Origin of the sequence: Kitasatospora cheerisanensis KCTC 2395, from assembly GCF_000696185.1 — a bacterium.
Taxonomy (GTDB): Bacteria; Actinomycetota; Actinomycetes; order Streptomycetales; family Streptomycetaceae; genus Kitasatospora; species Kitasatospora cheerisanensis.
Map to the genome: position 1 here is coordinate 1,093,883 of NZ_KK853997.1, position 17,792 is coordinate 1,111,674.

A 17,792-nucleotide genomic window follows, 5' to 3' on the forward strand; every position below is an offset into this window, starting at 1 on the left:
CCCGGGCCCGGCTGGCGAGCTTCTTCGCCGCGTCCGGGCGGACGTCGAGGACATCGGCGATCCGGTCGAACGGGACGGCGAACAGGTCGTGCAGCACGTACGCCACGCGCTGCCGCGGCGGGAGCGCGTCGAGCAGCACCAGCAGCGCCCGGGAGACCTCCTCGCGGCGCAGGAACGCCTCCTCGACGGCCAGCTCCGCGGACTGGAAGTCCTGCTCCGGCAGCGGCAGTTCGGGTCGGCGGGCGTGGGCCCGCAACTGGTCCGTGCAGAGCCGGGCGGTGACGGTGGTGAGCCACGCCGCCGGGTTGTCCAGGGTCGCGGCGTCGACGCCGTGCGCCCTGGTCCAGACGGTCTGCACGGCGTCCTCGGCGTCCTGGTACGAGCCGAGAATGCGATGGGCCAGCGAGAGCAGCCAGGGCCGCGCGGCCTCGAAGTGCGCAATCAGTTCCACGAGAGGGTCACCTTTCGGGTGCCGGGGTCGTCGAGCGGGGTGAGAGAGCACGACGGCCGGCTGCACACGCCGGTGACCTGGCACTTCGAGGAGTCGAGATGAGTCTAGCGTTCACGGATCAGCCCTTCCCGCAGGCGGGTTCGGCCCGGGCCGGGTGGCGGCGGTGAGCGCGGCGGTCCTGCTCGCCCTCACGGTGTGCTGCCTGCTGGCGAACGCCTACGAAGTGGGGGCGAAGCTGCTCCGCGCCCGCTTCGTGGTGCAGAACGCCACCGCAGTCGGCCTCGACCCCCGCCACCTCCCGCTGCTCGCCGCCCTGGAGGGCGCGGGCGTCCTGGGCGTCCTGGCGGGCCTGTGCGGCCTGCGGGAACTGGGCCTGGCGGCGGGCATCGGCCTCGTGCTGTTCTTCATCGGCGCAGTCCTCGCCCACCTCCGGGCGCGGGTCCTGCACAACCTGGCCTTCCCCCTGGTGTTCCTGCTGCTGGCGATCGCCCCGGTGCTCGGATTCGCCTGAACACCCCGGCCCGACCCGTCCCGCACGCACGCGGCCCTGCTCACGTACCGGGCCCGGTGCTGCTCGACGCCCCTGCGTCCGTCAGCGGAGGGCGAGTTGGGCGAGCCAGGGCCGCTCGGTGGCGGCGGTCGACAGCAGCGCCGCGAAGATGCCGGTGGCGCCGTTGAGGACCGACAGGTCGAGCATTGCCAACTCCTTGACGTCAGGGAGGCGTTCGGTCAGGTAGGCGGTCAGCCGGCCGCGAAGGGCCGCCGCCGCGGGGAGGCTCGCGTGGCGGGCGAAGGCGTCGGCCAGGGCCAGCGTCCCGGCGGCGCCGTGGCAGACGGTCAGGGCTGCGTCGACCGGGTCCGGATCGAGGTGGCGGTGTTCGTCGAAGGCCTCGCAGAAGGACTGCATCGCCTGCCGCGCGAACCCCGTCAGGGTCTCGTCGGCCAGCACCCGTCCGGCGTCCCAGAGCGTCCAGGCGATGCCCGGGGTGCCGTAGCACCAGGCCTGGCGGCGGGTGGGGCGCCGGGACGGCGGGGTGCCGTCGAGGCCGGCCGGGGGCCAGGTGGTCAGGCCCTGGTCGTCCACGTAGGACTGGGCGACCAGCCAGTCGCAGACGTGTCGCAGCGGGGCGGTGAAATCCTCGGGCCGGGTGGTCGCGGTCTCGGCGGCGGCGCGCAGGGCGGCGGCGACACCTGCGACGCCGTGGCCCAGGCCGGTGTTGATCCGTCCGACGTTCCAGGCGGATCGCGGGTCGATGGCCTCGTGCAGGCGGAGCCGGTGCAGGTCCGGACGGTCGCAGAGGGCGGCGAGGTGCCGGGCAGCGGGCAGGCTCTGGGCGGTGTGCTCGGTCCCGGCCAGGCACAGGACCACGCCGGCCGGGCCGTTGATGAGGTCGTAGTCGATCCAGCCGACCCGGTCGAGGCGCAGCGCACCGGACGACGACCAGGCGGCCAGTGATTCGGCGACGAGCCGGGCCAGCGGGCGCAGCGGGGGCTGCAACGGGCCGGCGGCACGGAGCCCGGCGAAGAGGCCGGCGAGTCCGCCGAACGCACCCACCTGGTGGGGAGCGCCGTCGGGCTGGGTGCTGAGCCAGCGTTCCAGCACACGCCGCGTCAACTCGGTTTCTTCGAGGCCGGCTTGGGCCGTGAGTGCGGCGAGCAGGGCCGGGCCGGCGTCGTGGGTGCCGTCCGTGGCGTGGCCGGAGTCGGCGCGGGCATAGCGGCGGAGGGCCGTGCCGGCCGCGCTCAGCACTCCGTCGAGGCTGCTCGCCGGCAGGGTGGTGAGGTCCACGGTCCGTCCCCTTTCCGCGTTGTCGAGGCAGGGCGTCGCGTCGGCCGGGGTCGCCGGTCCACACGACGCCCTTGTCGGGGTGTCAGGCCGTGCCGCCGGCCTCACCGATGTTCGTCACCTCGGCCAGGCATCCGCCTCCGGTGCAGCCGTTGGTGCAGTTGCGGGTGCACCCGTCGGTGCAGCCGTTGGTGCAGTCACCGGCGCTGAACGCTTCGGCGTTCACCAGGTTGGTGATGTTGGCCAGTTTCGTCTCCAGTTCCGCGATCCTGGCCTCGAGGGCCGCGGACGAGCCAGCCGCTGTCATGGCCTCTCCTTTCCTCGTGCGGTGATTCCTGCACGCTCGTGGGCCGGCGGCTCCCGGTCCGGGCCCGGGCCGCCGGGCCGCGGTCGCAGCCGACCGGCCAGCCTGGCGGCCATCGCCTCCGGTGTCTCGGTGCCCGGCAGTCGCAGCAGCAGTCCGGCGACCAGCGGGTCGCCGGTGTGGTCGACGACGGCGAGGTCCGACGGCTGCGGAAGCATCTCCGTGGCGACCAGTTCCGGGCCGGCCCGCGCCACCTCGCCCGGGCCCGTCACGGAGTCCCTGAGCAGCCGGTCGAGGACCGGAACCGCGGCCAGGCTCTCCAGGTGGAGCGGCACCGGTGCCCGGTGTCCGGCCGCGACGAACACCAGCCGGGGCAGCCCGAGCCGGTCGCGCAGCCGGACCATCGACCGGACGATCGAGGGCAGCGGCTGTTCCGGCTGCCACAGCCCGCCGGCCGGCAGCCGCCACTGCGCGGGCGAGATCACCAGCTCGCCGCCCACGGTGATCCGTGGCATCCACGCCCGCTCCGGGAACAGGTCAAGTGACCGGTGGAGCCGCCGGGTTGTCCAGGGCAGCTGCCGGGGTGCGGCGGCCAGCAGCAGTTCGGCCACGTGGTCCCAGGGCGGCAGCGGCGAGCGGGTGGCGTGGTACATCGGCCAGATCCGCCGGCCGTCGGCTTCGGCCCAGAACCCCGAGGGGTCGCTGTGCACGGTGATCGCTTCCAGCGGGATGTACCGCGGGGGCGGGCCGGTACCGGGCGGCCGGTAGGTGGCCAGGTCCGGATCGCCGGTGAAGGCCCGGGTGTACGCGGGCCGGCGCACCGCGTTGTCCGCGCGGGCGGACAGCGGCGGGATCAGCAGTTCGACCAGGAGCAGCCCGGTCTCCTCTTCCAGGCGGTCCAAGAACCGCCGGTAGGAGCGGACTTGAGGGGCTCCGTCCGACAAGGCGTCGAAGGCCTGCGCGAACCTGGAGTCGACGATGCCGGCCGGCCACAGCTGGTCCAGCACTCCCAGGTAGCCGGCGGACGGGTTCGCGGGGCGCAGCAGGCAGTCGACCGGCCAGTCGATCGCGGCCGGGGGCGCGCCGACCTCGTCCAGCAGTTCCGCATCGATGTCCAACCTGCCGCCGCGCCCGCTGTCCAGCCGCCGGTTCAACTCCCCCAGCAGCCGGCCGAATCCGGACTCCTCGGTGGCCGGCGGGGCCCAGTCCGGCGGCTGCCGCCAAGCCCTCCGGTTGGCCTCGCCGGTGTTCAGCCGTCGGCGCAGCACGTCCATCAACGGCCGGCAGGTGCTGTCGCGCGGCGGCGGGGCGGGACGGTCGGCGTCCGCGGAGATCAGTGCGAGGATCCGCATCGCCTGGGCGGCGAGCTGTTGCAGCCGGTCAAGGTCCCTACGGGGAAGGGTGGTTCTGGTACGCCGGTACACGTCCAGCCAGCCGTCCCGCTCCGAACCGGCACCGGCAGCGGCCCCGGCACCGGCACCGGCGCCCGACCTGGCCCGCCGGGAGCGGGTGACCACCTGGGCCGCCGGGCCCCAGGGAGTCAGGTGCTGGTCGGGGGTGAGGCACGGTTGCAGGACGCCGATCGTGGTCAGATGTGCCAGGAAGCCGCGCAGCACCTCGAGTTCGTCGTCCGGTGCCTGCTCCCGGACGGCCCGTTCCAGCTCGGCGAGCGGGAGGGCGCCGGTGTCCAGCGCCGCGTGCACCGCGGCGAGCAGGTCGGTGCGGCGAAGCGACAACTGGCTAACCAGGCTCGGCTGTTCGGGGTCGAGGACGATGTACTGCAGTTGTCCGTCCTCGCGTTGGTGGAGCGGGGTGACGGCGAGTCGGATGCCGCTCTGCGGGGGTGGCAGCGGTCCGGCGGCGAGGGTCCGGCGGCGCTCGCCGATGCTCTCCATCCACCCGGTGGCGAACTCGCCGGTCAGCTCAAGTGGCCACGTCAGTGCGGCAGTTGCCGGGCCGACCGGCAGCAGCGCGGTGTGGCCGAACCAGCCGCGCGGCGTGCTCACCGTCGTGGCCCGGGTGAGCAGCCGCCACTGCCGCTCGGTCCGTTGCCGGGCCCGCCTGTTGAGCGCCCCACCGCCCTCGGCGTTCTCCAGTACCGCGGCGGCGACCGGCGAGCGGCGGGCGGTCGCACGGGGCAGGTCGGCCAGCCGCCGGCGTTCCGCCTCGGCCGCGTCGCGCAGGCGGGCGTCCAGCTCGGCGATCTCGGCGGCGCACCTCATCGCTTCCTCCAAGTCACCGGACAGCCTGAGGCGTTGGGGGCTATCGGGGAGCCGGGCCAGCGTCTCGGCCAGCCGTCGGTGGTCCGCTGCGGCGACCGGCTTCGCGTTGTGCAGGTGGCGCCGCACTGCCAGTGCCGCGGCACGTTCGCTCCGGCTCAGGGCCGGATCGGGCACCACGTGGCGGCCGATCCGGTCGGCGAGGTCCGGGCCGAGGGTGCGGTAGCGGTCCTCGGATGCCGACAACTGCCGGGCCAGGGCAAACAGTTCCGGGCTCGCACCGGCGAGCCAGTACCGGATGGGCAGGCCGGCCACCCGCAGCAGGGCCGAGGAGCCGATCGCTTCGCTCATCGCACGCCCGCCTCCCGGGTGGCCAGCGCCTGGGCCAGCAGCGCCTGCCGGAGCATCGTCATTCCGGCCCGGTTCCAGTGGAAGACGATGACGAAGGCCGCGACCGCACGCGGGCCGAGACCGGCGGCTTCGGTGGCGAAGTAGCCGGTGCGCCACTGCCGGCCGATGGGCTCCACAGCGGCGCGGTACTCGTCGACGATGCGACGGGCCACCGGCGGCAGTTGGCGGATCAGCGACTCCGGGTGCTGCCACAGCTCCACGAGCTCGGTGTCGATCTCGGTGAGCTCGGACAACTCGGCGGCCCCGGAGGGCAGTTGTCGGCCGGTCCGGTCACGGATGCGGTCCCAGACGTCGATGTCCTCCCAGCCGGCGATGGCCAGTGCGTCCAGCAGTGCACGGACCATCGCCAGCGACACCGCCCAGTCCGGCCCGGTGTCGGCGGGGTCCGCGGCGTGGAAGTCCAGCCAGGCCAGCGAGTCCGCGGTGAACACCCGGTGGGCGTAGCGCATCGAGACCGGCCCGCCGAATAGCCGGTTCTCCGGCTCGTAGACACCGGGCTCGACCGCGAGCACCAAGCCGTCCCGCCGCCATCCGGCCACCGCGGCCCGGACCCGGCCCGCGACCGGCGCTACCCTTCCCCCTCTTCCGACCCCGCTCCCGCTCCCGCTTCCGGTGCCGGTTCCGGATTCGAAGCGCAGGCGCAGGCCGGGCGGCTTGTGCATGAGGAAGAAATTGCCGGCGGCGCCGTCGTGCAGCAACTCCCGGGCCAGCAGGGCGACCTGCCGGTACAGCTCGACGCGGAGCTCACGGCCTGCGGGCGGGGCCACGCCGAGCTGGAACCAGGAGGGCCGCGCATCGTCGGCCAGCGCGGCCAGTCCGGCGTGCAGGAACACCCTTCGGGCGCGGGCCAGTGCGGGAGGCTCGTCCGCCGCGCGGGTCTCGTGCTCCGGGCTCCCCACGGGGTCCAGCATCCGGGCGCAGTGCCGGAGGAAGGAGGCCAGCGGCAGCTGTTGGCCGTCGAACCGGATCCGGGTGCAGTGGACGTCGGCCGGGAAGCGGGCTTCCGTCGGCACGAAGGCCGACGCGGGCAGCTCCTGCATGGCAGCTCCCTGCGGGCGAGCGACCGGCACGGACGAATGGCGTCACGCCGCAGGTGAGGCTCGCGCGCTTGGGCGGATGGTGTGGCTCTGCGTATCTCTGTGCGTGCCCAAATTTTAGCGCCACCCCCGGCTCCGCTCCATCCCGGCCGCTCGCGGAAGGCCGGCCGGCCCGCCGCCCCGGCGGCTGCACCCGCCCGGCTCCGGACGCCGACCGGGCCAGCGGGCACGCCACCACAGGTGACATCGCGTCAACTTTTTTCCATGGCAGGCGATCTGGCCGACGATGCCTGCCGTCAGCGGCTACCGTGGTGCTGCGAGCGATCCGTGTCGGGCTCTTCGGGGGGACGCAACGATGCTGCACTGCGACGGGCGGCGGGCGCTGCCACTGGCGGTCCTCCTGCTGACCGGACTGGCCGCGACGGCATGCACCTCCTCGACCTCGACCGACGGCAGGGCCGCACCGAGCACCGCGGCGAGCACGCCCGGTTCCGTCACCCTCACCCTCACCGGTCCGCCGTCCGGGCCGGCGGCCGCGGCGGGTCGGCCGGCCGACCCGTGTTCCGTCCTCACCGATGCGCAGGTCAGCGCGGCGCTGGGCGGTTCGGCGCAACTCCGCGCGGAGGGGCCGTCGAAGGAGAAGCCGTGGGCGTGCACCTGGGGTGCGCGCCGCTCGTACGTGGCGCTGCGGCTGGTCGACGAGACCGCGTACGCGCGGACCGTGGCGAGCCCGGATCTGAAGGTGCAGCCGGTGCCGGGCATCGGTGACAGCGCCGTTCTGGTCAGCGCCAAGGAGGACGGCCGCAATCCGGAGCTGCTGTTCACGGTCGGCGGCGCCCGCTACGGCATCGAGGCGGTCGCCGACCGCGGCGAGCTGGGCGCCGCCAACGCCCCGGCGGAGGTCGCGGCGGAGCAGGCGCTGGCCCGCCTCGCCGCGCCGCGCCTCCACTCCTGATCGACCGTCAAACTAGTCGCGAGGAGCGGCTGTCAGCCCCGGTAGGCCTCCAGCAGACGCAGCCAGACCTCGCTGATCGTCGGGTAGGCGGGTACGGCGTGCCAGAGCCGGGACAGCGGGACCTCGCCGGCGACGGCGACCGTGGCGGAGTGCAGCAGTTCGGCGACGCCGGGGCCGACGAAGGTGACGCCGACCAGGGTCTCCCGGTCCAGGTCGACGACGGCGCGGGCGCGGCCCCGGTAGTCGTCGGCGTACAGCGAGGCGCCGGCCACGTTGCCGAGGTCGAAGTCGACGGCGCGCACCCGCAGGCCGGCGTCCTCGGCCTGACGCCGGCTCAGGCCGACGGCGGCGACCTCGGGGTCGGTGAAGACGACCTGCGGGACGGCCGTGCGGTCGGCGGTGGCGACGCTGCGGCCCCAGGGGGCGAGGTCGAGCAGGCGGTCGGCGGCGCGGTCGGCGATCACCTGGCCGAAGATCCGTCCCTGGTACTTGCCCTGGTGGGTGAGCAGCGCCCGGTGATTGACGTCGCCGGCGGCGTACAGCCAGCCGCCGGGGACGTCCGTGGCGAGGCCGGTGTCGTCGGTGGTGATCCAGCTGCCGGGGGTGAGGCCGACGGTCTCCAGGCCGAGGTCGGCGGTGTTCGGGACGCGGCCGGTGGCGAACAGGACCTCGTCGGCGGGCAGTCGGGTGCCGTCGTCCAGAGCGAGGGTGACGGTGCCGTCCTCGGCGCGGTGCACGGAGGTCGCGGAGACACCGAGCCGGATGTCGACGCCGGCCGCGCGCAGCCCGTCCGCGACCAGCTGGCCGGCGAAGTCCTCGGTGCGGTCGAGCAGTCGGGCGCCGCGGACCAGCAGCGTCACCTCGCTGCCCAACGCCCGCCAGGCGTGGGCCATTTCGACGGCGACGACGCCGCCGCCGACCACCGCGAGCCGGCCCGGAACGCTGCCGGCGGAGGTCGCCTCCCGGCTGGTCCACACCTTGGCCTCGGCGAGCCCGGGCAGGTCGGGGAGCGCGGCGCGGGTGCCGGTGCAGACGGCGACGGCGTGCCGCGCGGTGAGGGTGCGCCGGCCGCCCTCCGGCGTCTCGACGGTGACGCGGCGTTCACCGTCCAGCCGCCCGTGGCCGCGGACCAGGTCGATGCCCACGGAGGCCAGCCACGCCACCTGGCCGTCGTCCTGCCAGTTCGACGCGAACTCGTCCCGCCGCTTGAGCACCGCGCCCGCGTCCAGCTCCCCGGTGACGGCCTCGCGCGTGCCGGCCAGCCGCCGGGCGTCGGCGAGCGCGGCGGCCGGCCGCAGCAGCGCCTTGCTCGGCATGCACGCCCAGTACGAGCACTCCCCGCCCACCAGTTCGCCCTCGACGATCGCCACGCTCAGCCCGCCGGCCCGGGCCCGGTCCGCCAGGTTCTCCCCGGTCGGCCCGGCCCCGACCACCACCACGTCGTAGCTGTCCCCGTCCGCACCCATCAGCAGCCGCCCTCCCGCTCCATCTCCCGCCGGCCGCACCATGACGGCCCGTCAGCCCATTCGTACACCACGAACGGCCGTCCACCCACGCGCCTCACGGACCGGGCACTGTCCCCACAGCGCCATGTTCCTCCGGAGGCCGCTGGACGAACCCCGCGAAACGCTCCTCCGTCTCCTGGCCGGACAGGTCGCCGTCCGTCCGCCCGCCCCGGCCCGGCAGGTACCGGTGCAGGGCCTGCCTCATGCCCTCCGGCATCCGTTCGACCATCGCCTCCGCGCGCACCCGATCCTCCGACCCTGCTGGGTGGCGCAGCGCCCACCGCAGGGTCGGCAGGGCCTCGGGCGTCCGCAGGAACTCCCGCACGCCGGCTGCCTCGTCACCCGCCTCCGCGAGCGCGCGCCACCCGGTCAGGGCCGTCCGCACCTCGGCGACGGACCTGATGAGTTCGATATCCCGGGGCCGGGCACTCAACCGCAGCCGGCCGTCCCGGGTCTGCCCCAGCACCACACAGTCCAGCCGCTGCCCGACCGCCGGCCAGTCTTCGCGGCTGCTCCCCGGATCGTCCGAGACGACGCTCGCATCCACGTACCCGGGAAGGTCGCCGGCCACGGTTCGCGTGCGCGGGCCGTAGTGCTGATGCCCGATCACCACGCACTCCACAAGGGTGTACCTGTCCATGCCCGGCCTCCGGTCCTTCGCTGCGCGGCTACTTGCGGGTGATCCGAGGCTCGCTCGGGCGGCCGGTTTCGGGGTCCACGGTGAAGACCGTGGTCTCCCGGTCCGAGGTGACCGTGATCTCGTTCGGGCCGGTCCATTCGGCGCTGTTGAAGTAGCCGCGGCCGTCGCCCTCGCCCCAGCCGCCGAGGTCCCAGTGGCGGGTGGACCAGCCGCTGCCGGTGAGCACCTGCACCTCGTAGAAGGGGTCGATCGAGGCGCTGGTGTCGGTCACGGCCAGCGCGTGCTCGGGGTGTTCCGGGTTGACCGTGCGGGACAGCTCCCGCGCGTTGTCGCCGAACATGATCGACACGTAGCCGATCGGCAGGCCGACGAACCCGAGGATCACCAGGGCCGCTGCGCAGCCGACCTGCGACCACATGGTGCGGAACTCGAACTCGATCACCACCGAGACCACGACCAGCAGGACGGCGGACCCGACCAGCAGCACGGGATGGTCGAGCCGGCGCTCGACCTCCACCAGGCCGCCCGAGCGCGAGGCCCAGAGGCCCGGCAGGTACGCAAGAAGTGCCGCTCCCGCCACGCCTCTCAGCCACCACGCGATCCGCCTGCGACGTACCACCGCTGCCCCCTTCGTTCCCCGGTGATCCCCGGCCATCAGTCCCCGGCGATCAGTTCCCCGGTGATCGTTTTTGCGGACTGTACTACGGCGGCGGGTGGCGGTCGGCGCGTCCCGTCACGGGTGGTCGGTCGTCAGGTCCGGGGTGGCGGGGAAGAGCGGGGACGGGTCGGTGGGGATGGCCTGGTGGCTGGGTTCGGCGCCCGGGGGACGAGGGTGTGGGTGGCCGCGAGGAACTCGGCGAGGGCGGAGGTGGGGGCGAGGACGGTGGCGCGGGTGCCGTCGGCGCCGCGGAAGGCAAGCCGGATGCGGCCGTTGGGCCAGGGCCGGATGCGGACGGTGCCGTCGCCGGCCGGGCCGGCGAGGCCGGCGGTGAGCAGGTCGCGGGCGACGGTCCAGGTGACGGCGGCGTGCGGGAAGGCGAGTCGGACGGCGTAGGGATCGAATGGGCGGTAGTCCAGGATCATGACGCGGCGCCCCCCGGCCGCGCCGAACACGTGGACGGGCAGGTGGCGTTCGACGCACGTGCGCATCAGGCGGTCTCCTCGTTCCGATGTCCGCAACCGCCTTGCCCGGGTGGGGCGTTGTATGCGTCCGGAGGATGGACGGGCGGGCCCACATGGTACGGCCCGGACGGGGCATCCGAGTCAGGAGGCTGTACGCGGTCCCGGGAGGTCAGATGACGGAACAACACCACAACCAGGTGAGAGCCCTCGGCTGGGCCCGCCGGATGCCGGTCTCCGGCGGGATCCGGGCCGGGCGGCGATGGGCCCGCGCCCACCTGGACACGCTGGGCTGGACCACCGACGCGCCGGAGGTCGCGGACGCGGTGGTGCTCACCGTCTCCGAGCTGATCACCAACGCGCACATCCATGCCCGCAGCAACGCCGACCTGGTCCTCACCTGGGACGGCAGTTGTCTGTACGTCAGCGTCCACGACGGCTCGCCGACCCCGCCGCGTCCGCGCGCGGCCGGCCGGACGCCCAGTCCGGTCGCGGGATGGCACTCGTCGACCGGCTCTCCGACGACTGGGAGGTCCACGGCGACGACTCGGGGAAGTTCGTCACCGCCTGCTTCCGCGTCCCGCCCGAGCCGGCCGAGCCGCCCAACTGACCGACCCGACACAGCGTCCCGATGGCGGCCCGGCGGGAGAGGGAAAGCGGTTTCCCGCCGGGTGAACGCGTCCCGGGCCGGACGGTCCGTCAGCTCTGCTTGATGGCGGAGACGTCGAACTCGAGCACCACCTTGTCGCCGACCAGCACGCCGCCGCCCTCCAGGGCGGCGTTCCAGGTGACGCCGAACTCCTTGCGGCTGATGGTGACCGAGCCCTCCAGGCCGACCCGCAGGTTGCCGTACGGGTCGACCGCGTTGCCGGTGTACTCGAAGTCGATGGTGACGGGCTTGGTGGTGTCCTTGATGGTGAGGTCGCCGGTGACGCGGTAGTCCGTGTCGGACTTCGGCTCGACCTTGGTGGTGCGGAAGGTGATCTCGGGGAAGTTCGGCGCGTCCAGGAAGTCGTTGGTCCGCAGGTGCTGGTCGCGCTGCTCGACGCCGGTGTCGATGCTCTCGGTCTTGATCACCACCTGCCCGGTGGACCGGGACGGGTCGGAGCCGTCCAGGTGCGCGGTGCCCTCGAACTGGTGGAAGGCGCCGCGGACCTTGGTGACCATGGCGTGGCGGGCGACGAAGCCGATCCGGGTGTGGGCGGCGTCGAGGACGTAGTCCCCGGTGAGCTCGGGCAGGCTGACGGTCATGGTCGGCGCTCTCTCCTCGTGGCGTGACGTGGCACGGTGGCGTGACACGGTGGTGTGGCACGGTGACGTGCACACAGTGGCGTGGCACGGCTGCGTGACTCCTGCGGGCGCACCGGCGGCGGCATCGCGCCGGTCGCCACGTCCACGCTAGGCGCTCCGCCGCCCGACCCGGCCGTGACACACCGTCGGCCGGGCCGGGCGCCGACCAGCGGGCCCGTTGCCGCCCCGTCGCCGCCCCGTCACCGCCCGCCGGTCAGCCGAAGCGCCCGTTGACGTAGTCCGCGGTGCGCGGGTCGGCCGGGTCGGTGAACAGCTGGGCGGTGGGCCCGGCTTCGACGATCCGGCCGGGGGTGTCGTGGCTGGCGAGGAAGAACGCGCAGGACTGCGAAACGCGCTGCGCCTGCTGCATGTTGTGGGTGACGATGACGATGGTGAGCCGGTGGCGCAGGTCGGCGATGGTCTCCTCGATGCGGCGGGTGGAGGTCGGGTCGAGCGCCGAGCAGGGTTCGTCCATCAGCAGGATCTCCGGGGAGACCGCGAGCGAGCGGGCGATGCACAGGCGCTGCTGCTGGCCGCCGGAGAGTGCGCCGCCGGGGGTGCCGAGCCGGTTGCTGACCTCGTTCCACAGGCCGGCCTGGCGCAGGCTGGACTCCACCAGGTGGTCGCGTTCGTCGCGGCTCGCCCTGATCCCGGCCAGCTTCAGGCCGCTGATCACGTTGTCGTACAGCGACATGGCGGGGAACGGGTTGGGCCGCTGGAACACCATGCCGATCCGCCGCCGGACCTCGGCGGGGCGGCGGCCGGGGGCGTACACGTCCTCGCCGTCGAGCAGCACCTCGCCGGCCAGCGCCGCGCCGCGCACCATCTCGTGCATCCGGTTGAGGATCCGCAGGTAGGTGGACTTGCCGCAGCCGGACGGGCCGATCAGGGCGGTGATCTCGCCGGCCCGCATCCGCAGTGAGACGCGTTCCAGCACCTTGCGCTGCCCGAACCAGGCGGTCAGGTCGCGGGTCTCCAGCCCGGACAGCGCCCCTGACGGCCCGTCGGCGCCGGCGGACACGGGCGGCAGCGGCACAGTCGGCGGGTCGCTCGGGTCCTTGCCGAACTCGGGTACGGCGTACGGGGGTTGCGCGGTGTCGGTCATCCTCGGACGGGTCCTCTCCGGAGGGCGGGGCTGCGGCGGGCGGTTCAGCAGGTGGTCGGTCGGGGCCCGTCCGGCTGCGGCGGGCGGTTCAACAGGAGGTCGGTCAGTACACGTTGGGCAGCAGCGCGGCGGCGTTCTCGTACACCGACCAGAGCAGCGCGGCGGCCACCGGGGCCAGGCACAGGTAGGTGGCGGTGCGCCGCCAGTGGCGGGCCGCCAGGGCGGCCGTGACGACGGTCAGCAGCAGGGCCAGCGACCAGAGTTGCAGGGCGGACAGGGCGCCCTTGTCGGCGGCCAGCGCCTTGTCGGTGGGCGTGGCGGCGGGGCGGCGCGCGCCGAGCGGCTGCGGCTCGCCGTCGAGGCGGGCGCCGATCAGCACGGTGCTGGTGGGGATCCAGTCGGAGTCGCCGGTGACCAGCACCAGCCGGTTGGGGGCGGTGTCGGTGATCGGGTGGCCGCCGTCGCCGGAGGCGTTGACGGTGTAGTGGAAGCTGCCCTGCCCGGTGGTGATGTCGATGCCGTCGCCGGGCTTCAGCCCGCCGAGCCCGGCGAAAGGGCCGCCGAAGGTGGTGGAGCGGCCGAACAGCACGGTGACGCCGGGCTGTCCGGGCAGCACGGTGTCCCGCCGGTGGCCGGGCCCGCGCATCAGGTCACGGCCGTTGGTGCCCTCGACCACGACGGCCTGGCGCAGTCCGAGGGCCGGGATGTCGAGCACGGCCAGCGGCGCGCCGTCGGTGGTCGGCCCGGTCGGGGCGGTGGCCTTGCCGAGCTGGTCGCGCAGGGTGTGGTAGGCGGTGGACTGGTGCCGCGCCTCCTGCAACCCGGACAGCGCGAACAGGTACCCGACGAAGCCGAGCAGCAGCACGGCGCCGAGCGTCACCGACCAGGCGGCGGCCTCCAGTCGGCGCCTCCCGCGGCCCGGCGCGGGGCGGCGGCACGGCGGGGGCGGCCGGCGCCGAGCTGGGCCGCTCCAACGCGGTCGCGGTCATCTGCTCTCCTCGGAGGTGGTGGCGGGTGCGTGCGGGAGGCCGACGAGGCCGCCGGTGCCCGCGGTCGGGGTCGGCCGCGCGCTCATCGGGGCCCTGCGGCGGTGCCGCGCCGTCGCCACCAGGCGGCCAGCAGCGGCGGCACGGTGACCACGCCGAGCAGTTCGAGCGCGGTGAGGGTGGACAGCAGCCAGTCCTGCGGGCGGCCGCCGAGCGCGACCACCGTGGCGGGCGCGTTGCCGCCCGAACCGCCGCCGCCGGCGCCGGAGTCGGTGACCAGTTCGCCGGTCTGCGGGTCGACGGCCTGCGGTCCGGCGTCACCGCCGCCGCCCGCGGCCGGCCCGCCCGTTCCGGCGCCTCCCCCGCTGCTGCCGCCGCTGCCCGAACCGGTCCTGCCGCCACCGGAGTTGTTGCCGCCGCCGGTCTTCACGGCCTGCCCGTTCTGCACGGTGCAGTCCAGCGGGCTGCCCTTCTTGTCGCACGGGCTGGGCTGCGGGGCGTTCTTCAGGACGATCAGCTGGCCGGCCGAGTCGAAGGTCGGGTTGGGGCAGTTGGAGAGCGTGTTGGGGTCGACGGGGCTGGCGTTGCCGGGGATGTGCTGGGTCTGCAGCAGTCCGCCGCGCACCAGGTTGCGCGGGATCGGCGAGTAGCCGAGGTCGTCGGCCTCGCGCTGTCCCGCGCACAGCACGTAGGCGAGGTAGCGGCTGAGCGCGCTGCCCTTGTCGTTGGTGAACTTGGGCGTCACCGGCAGGCTGGTGCCGCCCCGCGGCACGATCAGGTAGCTGTAGGAGGAGATCGGGTAGGAACGCGGGTCGTTGTTGGTGTAGACGCCGTCGAGGTTCTGCTGCAGGTAGTCGGGGTCGTTGGCGGAGGTGTTGTCGTCCACGCCGCGGATCTTCGCGGCGGTCAGCGCGACCGCGACGTTGGAGGCGCTCGGCAGGGTGTAGTACCCGGCCGGGTTGAGCACCTTGACGACGGGCCAGCCGGTGCGCTTGGCGAACGCGTACTCGTCGTAGCCGATCGCGCCGATGCCGGTCGGCGACTGGACGTAGTTCGCCACCACGTCGGAGCCGTTCTGCGCGGTCATCCGGCCGGCGGCCGGGTAGAACTCGGTGTAGTCGCCGCAGGTGACGCCGTTGACCTGGGTGCAGTAGGCGTCCCACTCGCTCTTGTGGGTGTGCTCCATCCAGCGCGTGAACTGGGCGCTGGCGCCGGAGCCGTCGGAGCGCACCACCGGCGTGATCGGGATCTTCGGCAGGGTGCGGCCGTAGTCGGCGGTGATCCGCGGGTCGTCCCAGGAGGTGATCTTGTTGGTGAAGATGCCGACGATGGTGTCCGGGGACAGCCGCAGGTCGGTGACCTTCTTGCCGCCGACCTCCAGGTGGTACATCAGCGCGGTGCCGCCGGCGGTGATCGGCACGTACGAGTAGCCGTACACCGGGTTCTCCGGCTGGCCCTGGCCGTTGCTGGCCCGCCCGCCGTCGACGCCGGTGTCGGCCTTGGACCGGAACGGGACGTCGGAGGCGGTGAAGTCGTCCTGGCCGATGGACCATTGGACGCGGCCGGCGGCCGAGCCGCTGCCGGTGAAGTCGATCTCGATGCCCATCGGCTGGACGTCGCGCCGCCACTGGTCGATGGCCGGCCCGGCCCAGCTGGAGCCGTCCGCCTTCAGCGAGGTCGAGGCGTGCGCGGGTGTCGCGCCGAGCAGCGCGGCGGGCAGGGCGAGCACGGCGGCGAGCAGCGCCGACGTCAGGTGACGGAGTCGCACGGGGCGGGTCTTCCTTCTGGTGCGCGGCAGGTGAGTGGTCATCAGTTGGCCACCGGTTCAATGGACTTGGCGGCGGCGGTGGCCCGGCGCAGCGGGCGGCGGGTTCGCCGGTCGGCGGGGTGCGGTGGCGGCCGAGGATGCGGGCGGTGACGAACAGGATCAGCACCACGAGCATCAGCGTGAGCGCGCCCGCGAACGCCCGGGCGAACATGTCGGGGTAGGGCTGCTTGACGTAGTTCCAGACGAACAGCGGCAGGCTGGTCTGGTTGCCGTGGAAGGCGTCCAGGTTGAGCCGGGTGGTGAAGCCGGCGGTGAGCAGCACCGGGGAGGTCTCGCCGACGCCGCGGGCCATGCCGAGCACGACGGCGGTGGCCAGCCCGGGGCGGGCGGTGGGCAGGACGACGTGCCACACGGTGCGCCACTGGCTGGCGCCGAGCGCGTAGGACGCCTCCTTGAGGGTGCCGGGGACGAGCCGGACGACGACCTCCGCGGCCCGGGTGACGATCGGCATCATCATGACGGTGAGCGCGAGGGCCGCCGCGAAGCCGCTCTTCTCCACGCCGAGGGTGAGGATGACCACGCCGAGGACGAACAGTCCGGCGACGATCGACGGCAGGGCGGTCATCGCCTCGACCAGCACCCGCACCGGCTTGACCAGGCGGGCGCCGCGCCGGGTCTGGCCGGCCTCGACCAGGAAGACGGCGGTGAGGATGCCGAGCGGGACCGAGAACAGGGTGGCCATGCCGATCTGTTCGAGCGAGCCGACGACCGCGTGCAGGCAGCCGCCGGAGGTGATCGGGTCGAGTGCGGCGGTGCTGCGCATGGTCTCGGTGAAGAAGTTGGCGTGCCGGGCGGCGTGCAGGCCGCGCAGGATCACGAAGCCGATCTGGTCGAGGATGATGCCGACCACCAGTAGCCCGGAGCTCCAGGCGAGGGCGGTGGCGAGCCGTTCACGGACCGTCAGGGCGTCCCACTGGAGGCGCCCGGCGAGGGCGTAGAAGGCGAGGAAGAGCAGGTACCAGCAGAGCAGGAAGCCGAAGGCGCCGCTGAACGGGAGGACGCGTTCGTACAGCAGCCAGTCGAGGGCGAGCGAGCCGGCGGCGGCGCCGGCCATGGTGAGGACCTCCTCGCGGGTGGTGCCGCCGAGCCGGATCCGCTGCTGCTCCGGGAGCGAGGGGTGCTCAGGAGTTGCTTGTGCCAAGGGAGTTGACATGAGGATTCCTCCGGTCAGTCCGAGGTCGAGGCGCCGGACCGGGACCGGCTGATGATGAACCCGGCGGCCACGTTGACCAGCAGGGTGAGGGCGAAGAGCACCAGTCCGGCGGCCATCAGGGCGGACAGCGAGAGGCTGTCGGACTCGCTGAAGCGCAGCGCGATCAGGGCCGAGATCGAGTTGCCGCCGTTCTCCAGGACGTGCCAGGAGAGCCGGAACACCGGCGAGATGATCAGTGCGACGGCGATGGTCTCGCCCATCGCGCGGCCGAAGCCGAGCATCACGGCGCCGATCACGCCGCCGCGTCCGAACGGCAGCACCACGGTGCGGACCATGCCCCAGCGGGTGGAGCCGAGCGCGTACGCGCCCTCGCGTTCGCCGGCGGGGGCCTGCGAGAACACCTCGCGGCTGAGCGAGGTGATGATCGGAATGATCATCAGCGAGACCACGGTGCCGGCGATGAACGTGGACGAGGTGTAGGAGGTGGCGACCTCGCCGGTGCGCACCTCCAGGAACGGGAGCGCCCCGCCGAGGTGGACGGCCAGCCAGCGGCAGATGCCGACGATCCGCGGCTGCAGGAAGAACAGGCCCCACAGGCCGTAGACGATGCTGGGGATGGCCGCCATCAGGTCGACCAGCGAGACCAGCAGGGGCCGCAGCCGGACGGGCGCGTACTCGGAGATGAACAGCGCGGCGGTGATCGCGACCGGCACCGCGATGCACAGGGCGATCACGGCGATCAGGATGCCGTTGGGCAGCACGGCGGCGATGCCGAAGGAGTGCGCGGCGGTGCGCCAGCGCTCCTCGGTGAGGAAGGACCAGCCGACGGCGCGCAGCGCCTCGCTGCCGCGCAGCAGCAGGAAGAACGCGATCAGGCCCATCAGGGCGAACACGGACAGGCCGGCGGTGCGCAGCATGCCGCGGAAGGCCCGGTCGGCGGGCGAGGCGGGGGCGGCGATCGGGCGGGGCCGGTCGGTCTCGGGCAGTGGGACGCGGGTCTCGG

16 protein-coding genes and 2 pseudogenes are annotated in these 17,792 nt (G+C 73.6%); 3 read left to right on the forward strand and 15 right to left on the reverse strand.

Annotated elements, in window-relative coordinates:
* Positions 1-451 (reverse strand): sigma-70 family RNA polymerase sigma factor (locus KCH_RS04800; RefSeq protein ID WP_035859306.1); only part of this gene is annotated, 451 nt, incomplete at its 3' end.
* A 163-nt stretch (positions 452-614) separates the two neighbouring features.
* On the opposite strand from KCH_RS04800, the gene KCH_RS04805 reads away from it, so the two are divergent.
* Positions 615-962, forward strand: coding sequence for a DoxX family protein (locus KCH_RS04805; protein WP_035859312.1), 348 nt, complete (start codon positions 615-617; stop codon positions 960-962).
* 81 nt (positions 963-1,043) lie between these two features.
* On the opposite strand, the gene KCH_RS04810 is transcribed toward KCH_RS04805, so the two are convergent.
* The 4 genes from KCH_RS04810 to KCH_RS04825 form a co-directional block, all read right to left on the reverse strand.
* Positions 1,044-2,240, reverse strand: coding sequence for a lanthionine synthetase LanC family protein (locus tag KCH_RS04810; RefSeq protein ID WP_051652743.1), 1,197 nt, complete (start codon positions 2,238-2,240; stop codon positions 1,044-1,046).
* An 82-nt stretch (positions 2,241-2,322) separates the two neighbouring features.
* Positions 2,323-2,544: an ABC transporter C-terminal domain-containing protein gene (locus KCH_RS04815; RefSeq protein WP_035859314.1), complete on the reverse strand. Its 222-nt coding sequence runs from the start codon at positions 2,542-2,544 to the stop codon at positions 2,323-2,325.
* The gene (locus tag KCH_RS04820; protein WP_035859317.1) at positions 2,541-5,111 is read right to left on the reverse strand and encodes a lantibiotic dehydratase; all 2,571 of its coding nucleotides are present in this window, start codon (positions 5,109-5,111) and stop codon (positions 2,541-2,543) included. The genes KCH_RS04815 and KCH_RS04820 overlap by 4 nt, the downstream gene beginning before the upstream one ends.
* Positions 5,108-6,211, reverse strand: a complete 1,104-nt coding sequence (locus KCH_RS04825; RefSeq protein ID WP_051652744.1) for a thiopeptide-type bacteriocin biosynthesis protein — start codon at positions 6,209-6,211, stop codon at positions 5,108-5,110. The genes KCH_RS04820 and KCH_RS04825 overlap by 4 nt, the downstream gene beginning before the upstream one ends.
* A 352-nt stretch (positions 6,212-6,563) precedes the next feature.
* On the opposite strand from KCH_RS04825, the gene KCH_RS04830 reads away from it, so the two are divergent.
* Entirely contained in the window at positions 6,564-7,163 is a 600-nt protein-coding gene (locus tag KCH_RS04830) for a DUF3558 family protein (RefSeq protein WP_035859321.1), read from the forward strand.
* 32 nt (positions 7,164-7,195) lie between these two features.
* On the opposite strand, the gene KCH_RS04835 is transcribed toward KCH_RS04830, so the two are convergent.
* The 4 genes from KCH_RS04835 to KCH_RS36825 all read right to left on the reverse strand — a co-directional run bounded on the left by KCH_RS04835 (position 7,196) and on the right by KCH_RS36825 (position 10,457).
* On the reverse strand, positions 7,196-8,629 hold the full coding sequence (locus KCH_RS04835; protein ID WP_051652745.1) for a dihydrolipoyl dehydrogenase family protein: 1,434 nt from the start codon (positions 8,627-8,629) through the stop codon (positions 7,196-7,198).
* A 94-nt stretch (positions 8,630-8,723) separates the two neighbouring features.
* Complete coding sequence (locus tag KCH_RS04840) at positions 8,724-9,308, reverse strand: S1 domain-containing protein (RefSeq protein ID WP_035859329.1); 585 nt, start codon at positions 9,306-9,308, stop codon at positions 8,724-8,726.
* 28 nt (positions 9,309-9,336) lie between these two features.
* Positions 9,337-9,888, reverse strand: coding sequence for a hypothetical protein (locus tag KCH_RS04845; protein ID WP_035859330.1), 552 nt, complete (start codon positions 9,886-9,888; stop codon positions 9,337-9,339).
* A gap of 170 nt (positions 9,889-10,058) precedes the next feature.
* Positions 10,059-10,457, reverse strand: a complete 399-nt coding sequence (locus KCH_RS36825) for an SsgA family sporulation/cell division regulator (protein WP_051652746.1) — start codon at positions 10,455-10,457, stop codon at positions 10,059-10,061.
* Between the two features lie 146 nt (positions 10,458-10,603).
* Here KCH_RS36825 and KCH_RS39180 point away from each other — a divergent pair.
* Positions 10,604-11,037 (forward strand): annotated as a pseudogene (locus KCH_RS39180) (ATP-binding protein).
* 89 nt (positions 11,038-11,126) lie between these two features.
* On the opposite strand, the gene KCH_RS04860 reads toward KCH_RS39180, so the two are convergent.
* From KCH_RS04860 to pstC, 6 genes and pseudogenes are all read right to left on the reverse strand, one after another.
* Positions 11,127-11,678: a YceI family protein gene (locus KCH_RS04860; RefSeq protein WP_035859332.1), complete on the reverse strand. Its 552-nt coding sequence runs from the start codon at positions 11,676-11,678 to the stop codon at positions 11,127-11,129.
* Between the two features lie 253 nt (positions 11,679-11,931).
* Entirely contained in the window at positions 11,932-12,822 is an 891-nt protein-coding gene (locus KCH_RS04865; RefSeq protein WP_084223269.1) for a phosphate ABC transporter ATP-binding protein, read from the reverse strand.
* A gap of 103 nt (positions 12,823-12,925) precedes the next feature.
* Complete coding sequence (locus tag KCH_RS04870) at positions 12,926-13,702, reverse strand: sortase domain-containing protein (RefSeq protein ID WP_208865921.1); 777 nt, start codon at positions 13,700-13,702, stop codon at positions 12,926-12,928.
* Positions 13,703-13,893: 191 nt separating this feature from the next.
* Positions 13,894-15,576, reverse strand: a complete 1,683-nt coding sequence (locus KCH_RS45865; RefSeq protein ID WP_035859339.1) for a substrate-binding domain-containing protein — start codon at positions 15,574-15,576, stop codon at positions 13,894-13,896.
* A 184-nt stretch (positions 15,577-15,760) separates the two neighbouring features.
* Positions 15,761-16,789 (reverse strand): annotated as a pseudogene (gene pstA, locus KCH_RS47055) (phosphate ABC transporter permease PstA); the annotation flags it as partial.
* A gap of 14 nt (positions 16,790-16,803) precedes the next feature.
* Positions 16,804-17,792, reverse strand: a 989-nt coding sequence (pstC, locus tag KCH_RS04885; RefSeq protein WP_208865922.1) for a phosphate ABC transporter permease subunit PstC, incomplete at its 5' end; no start/stop codon positions are given.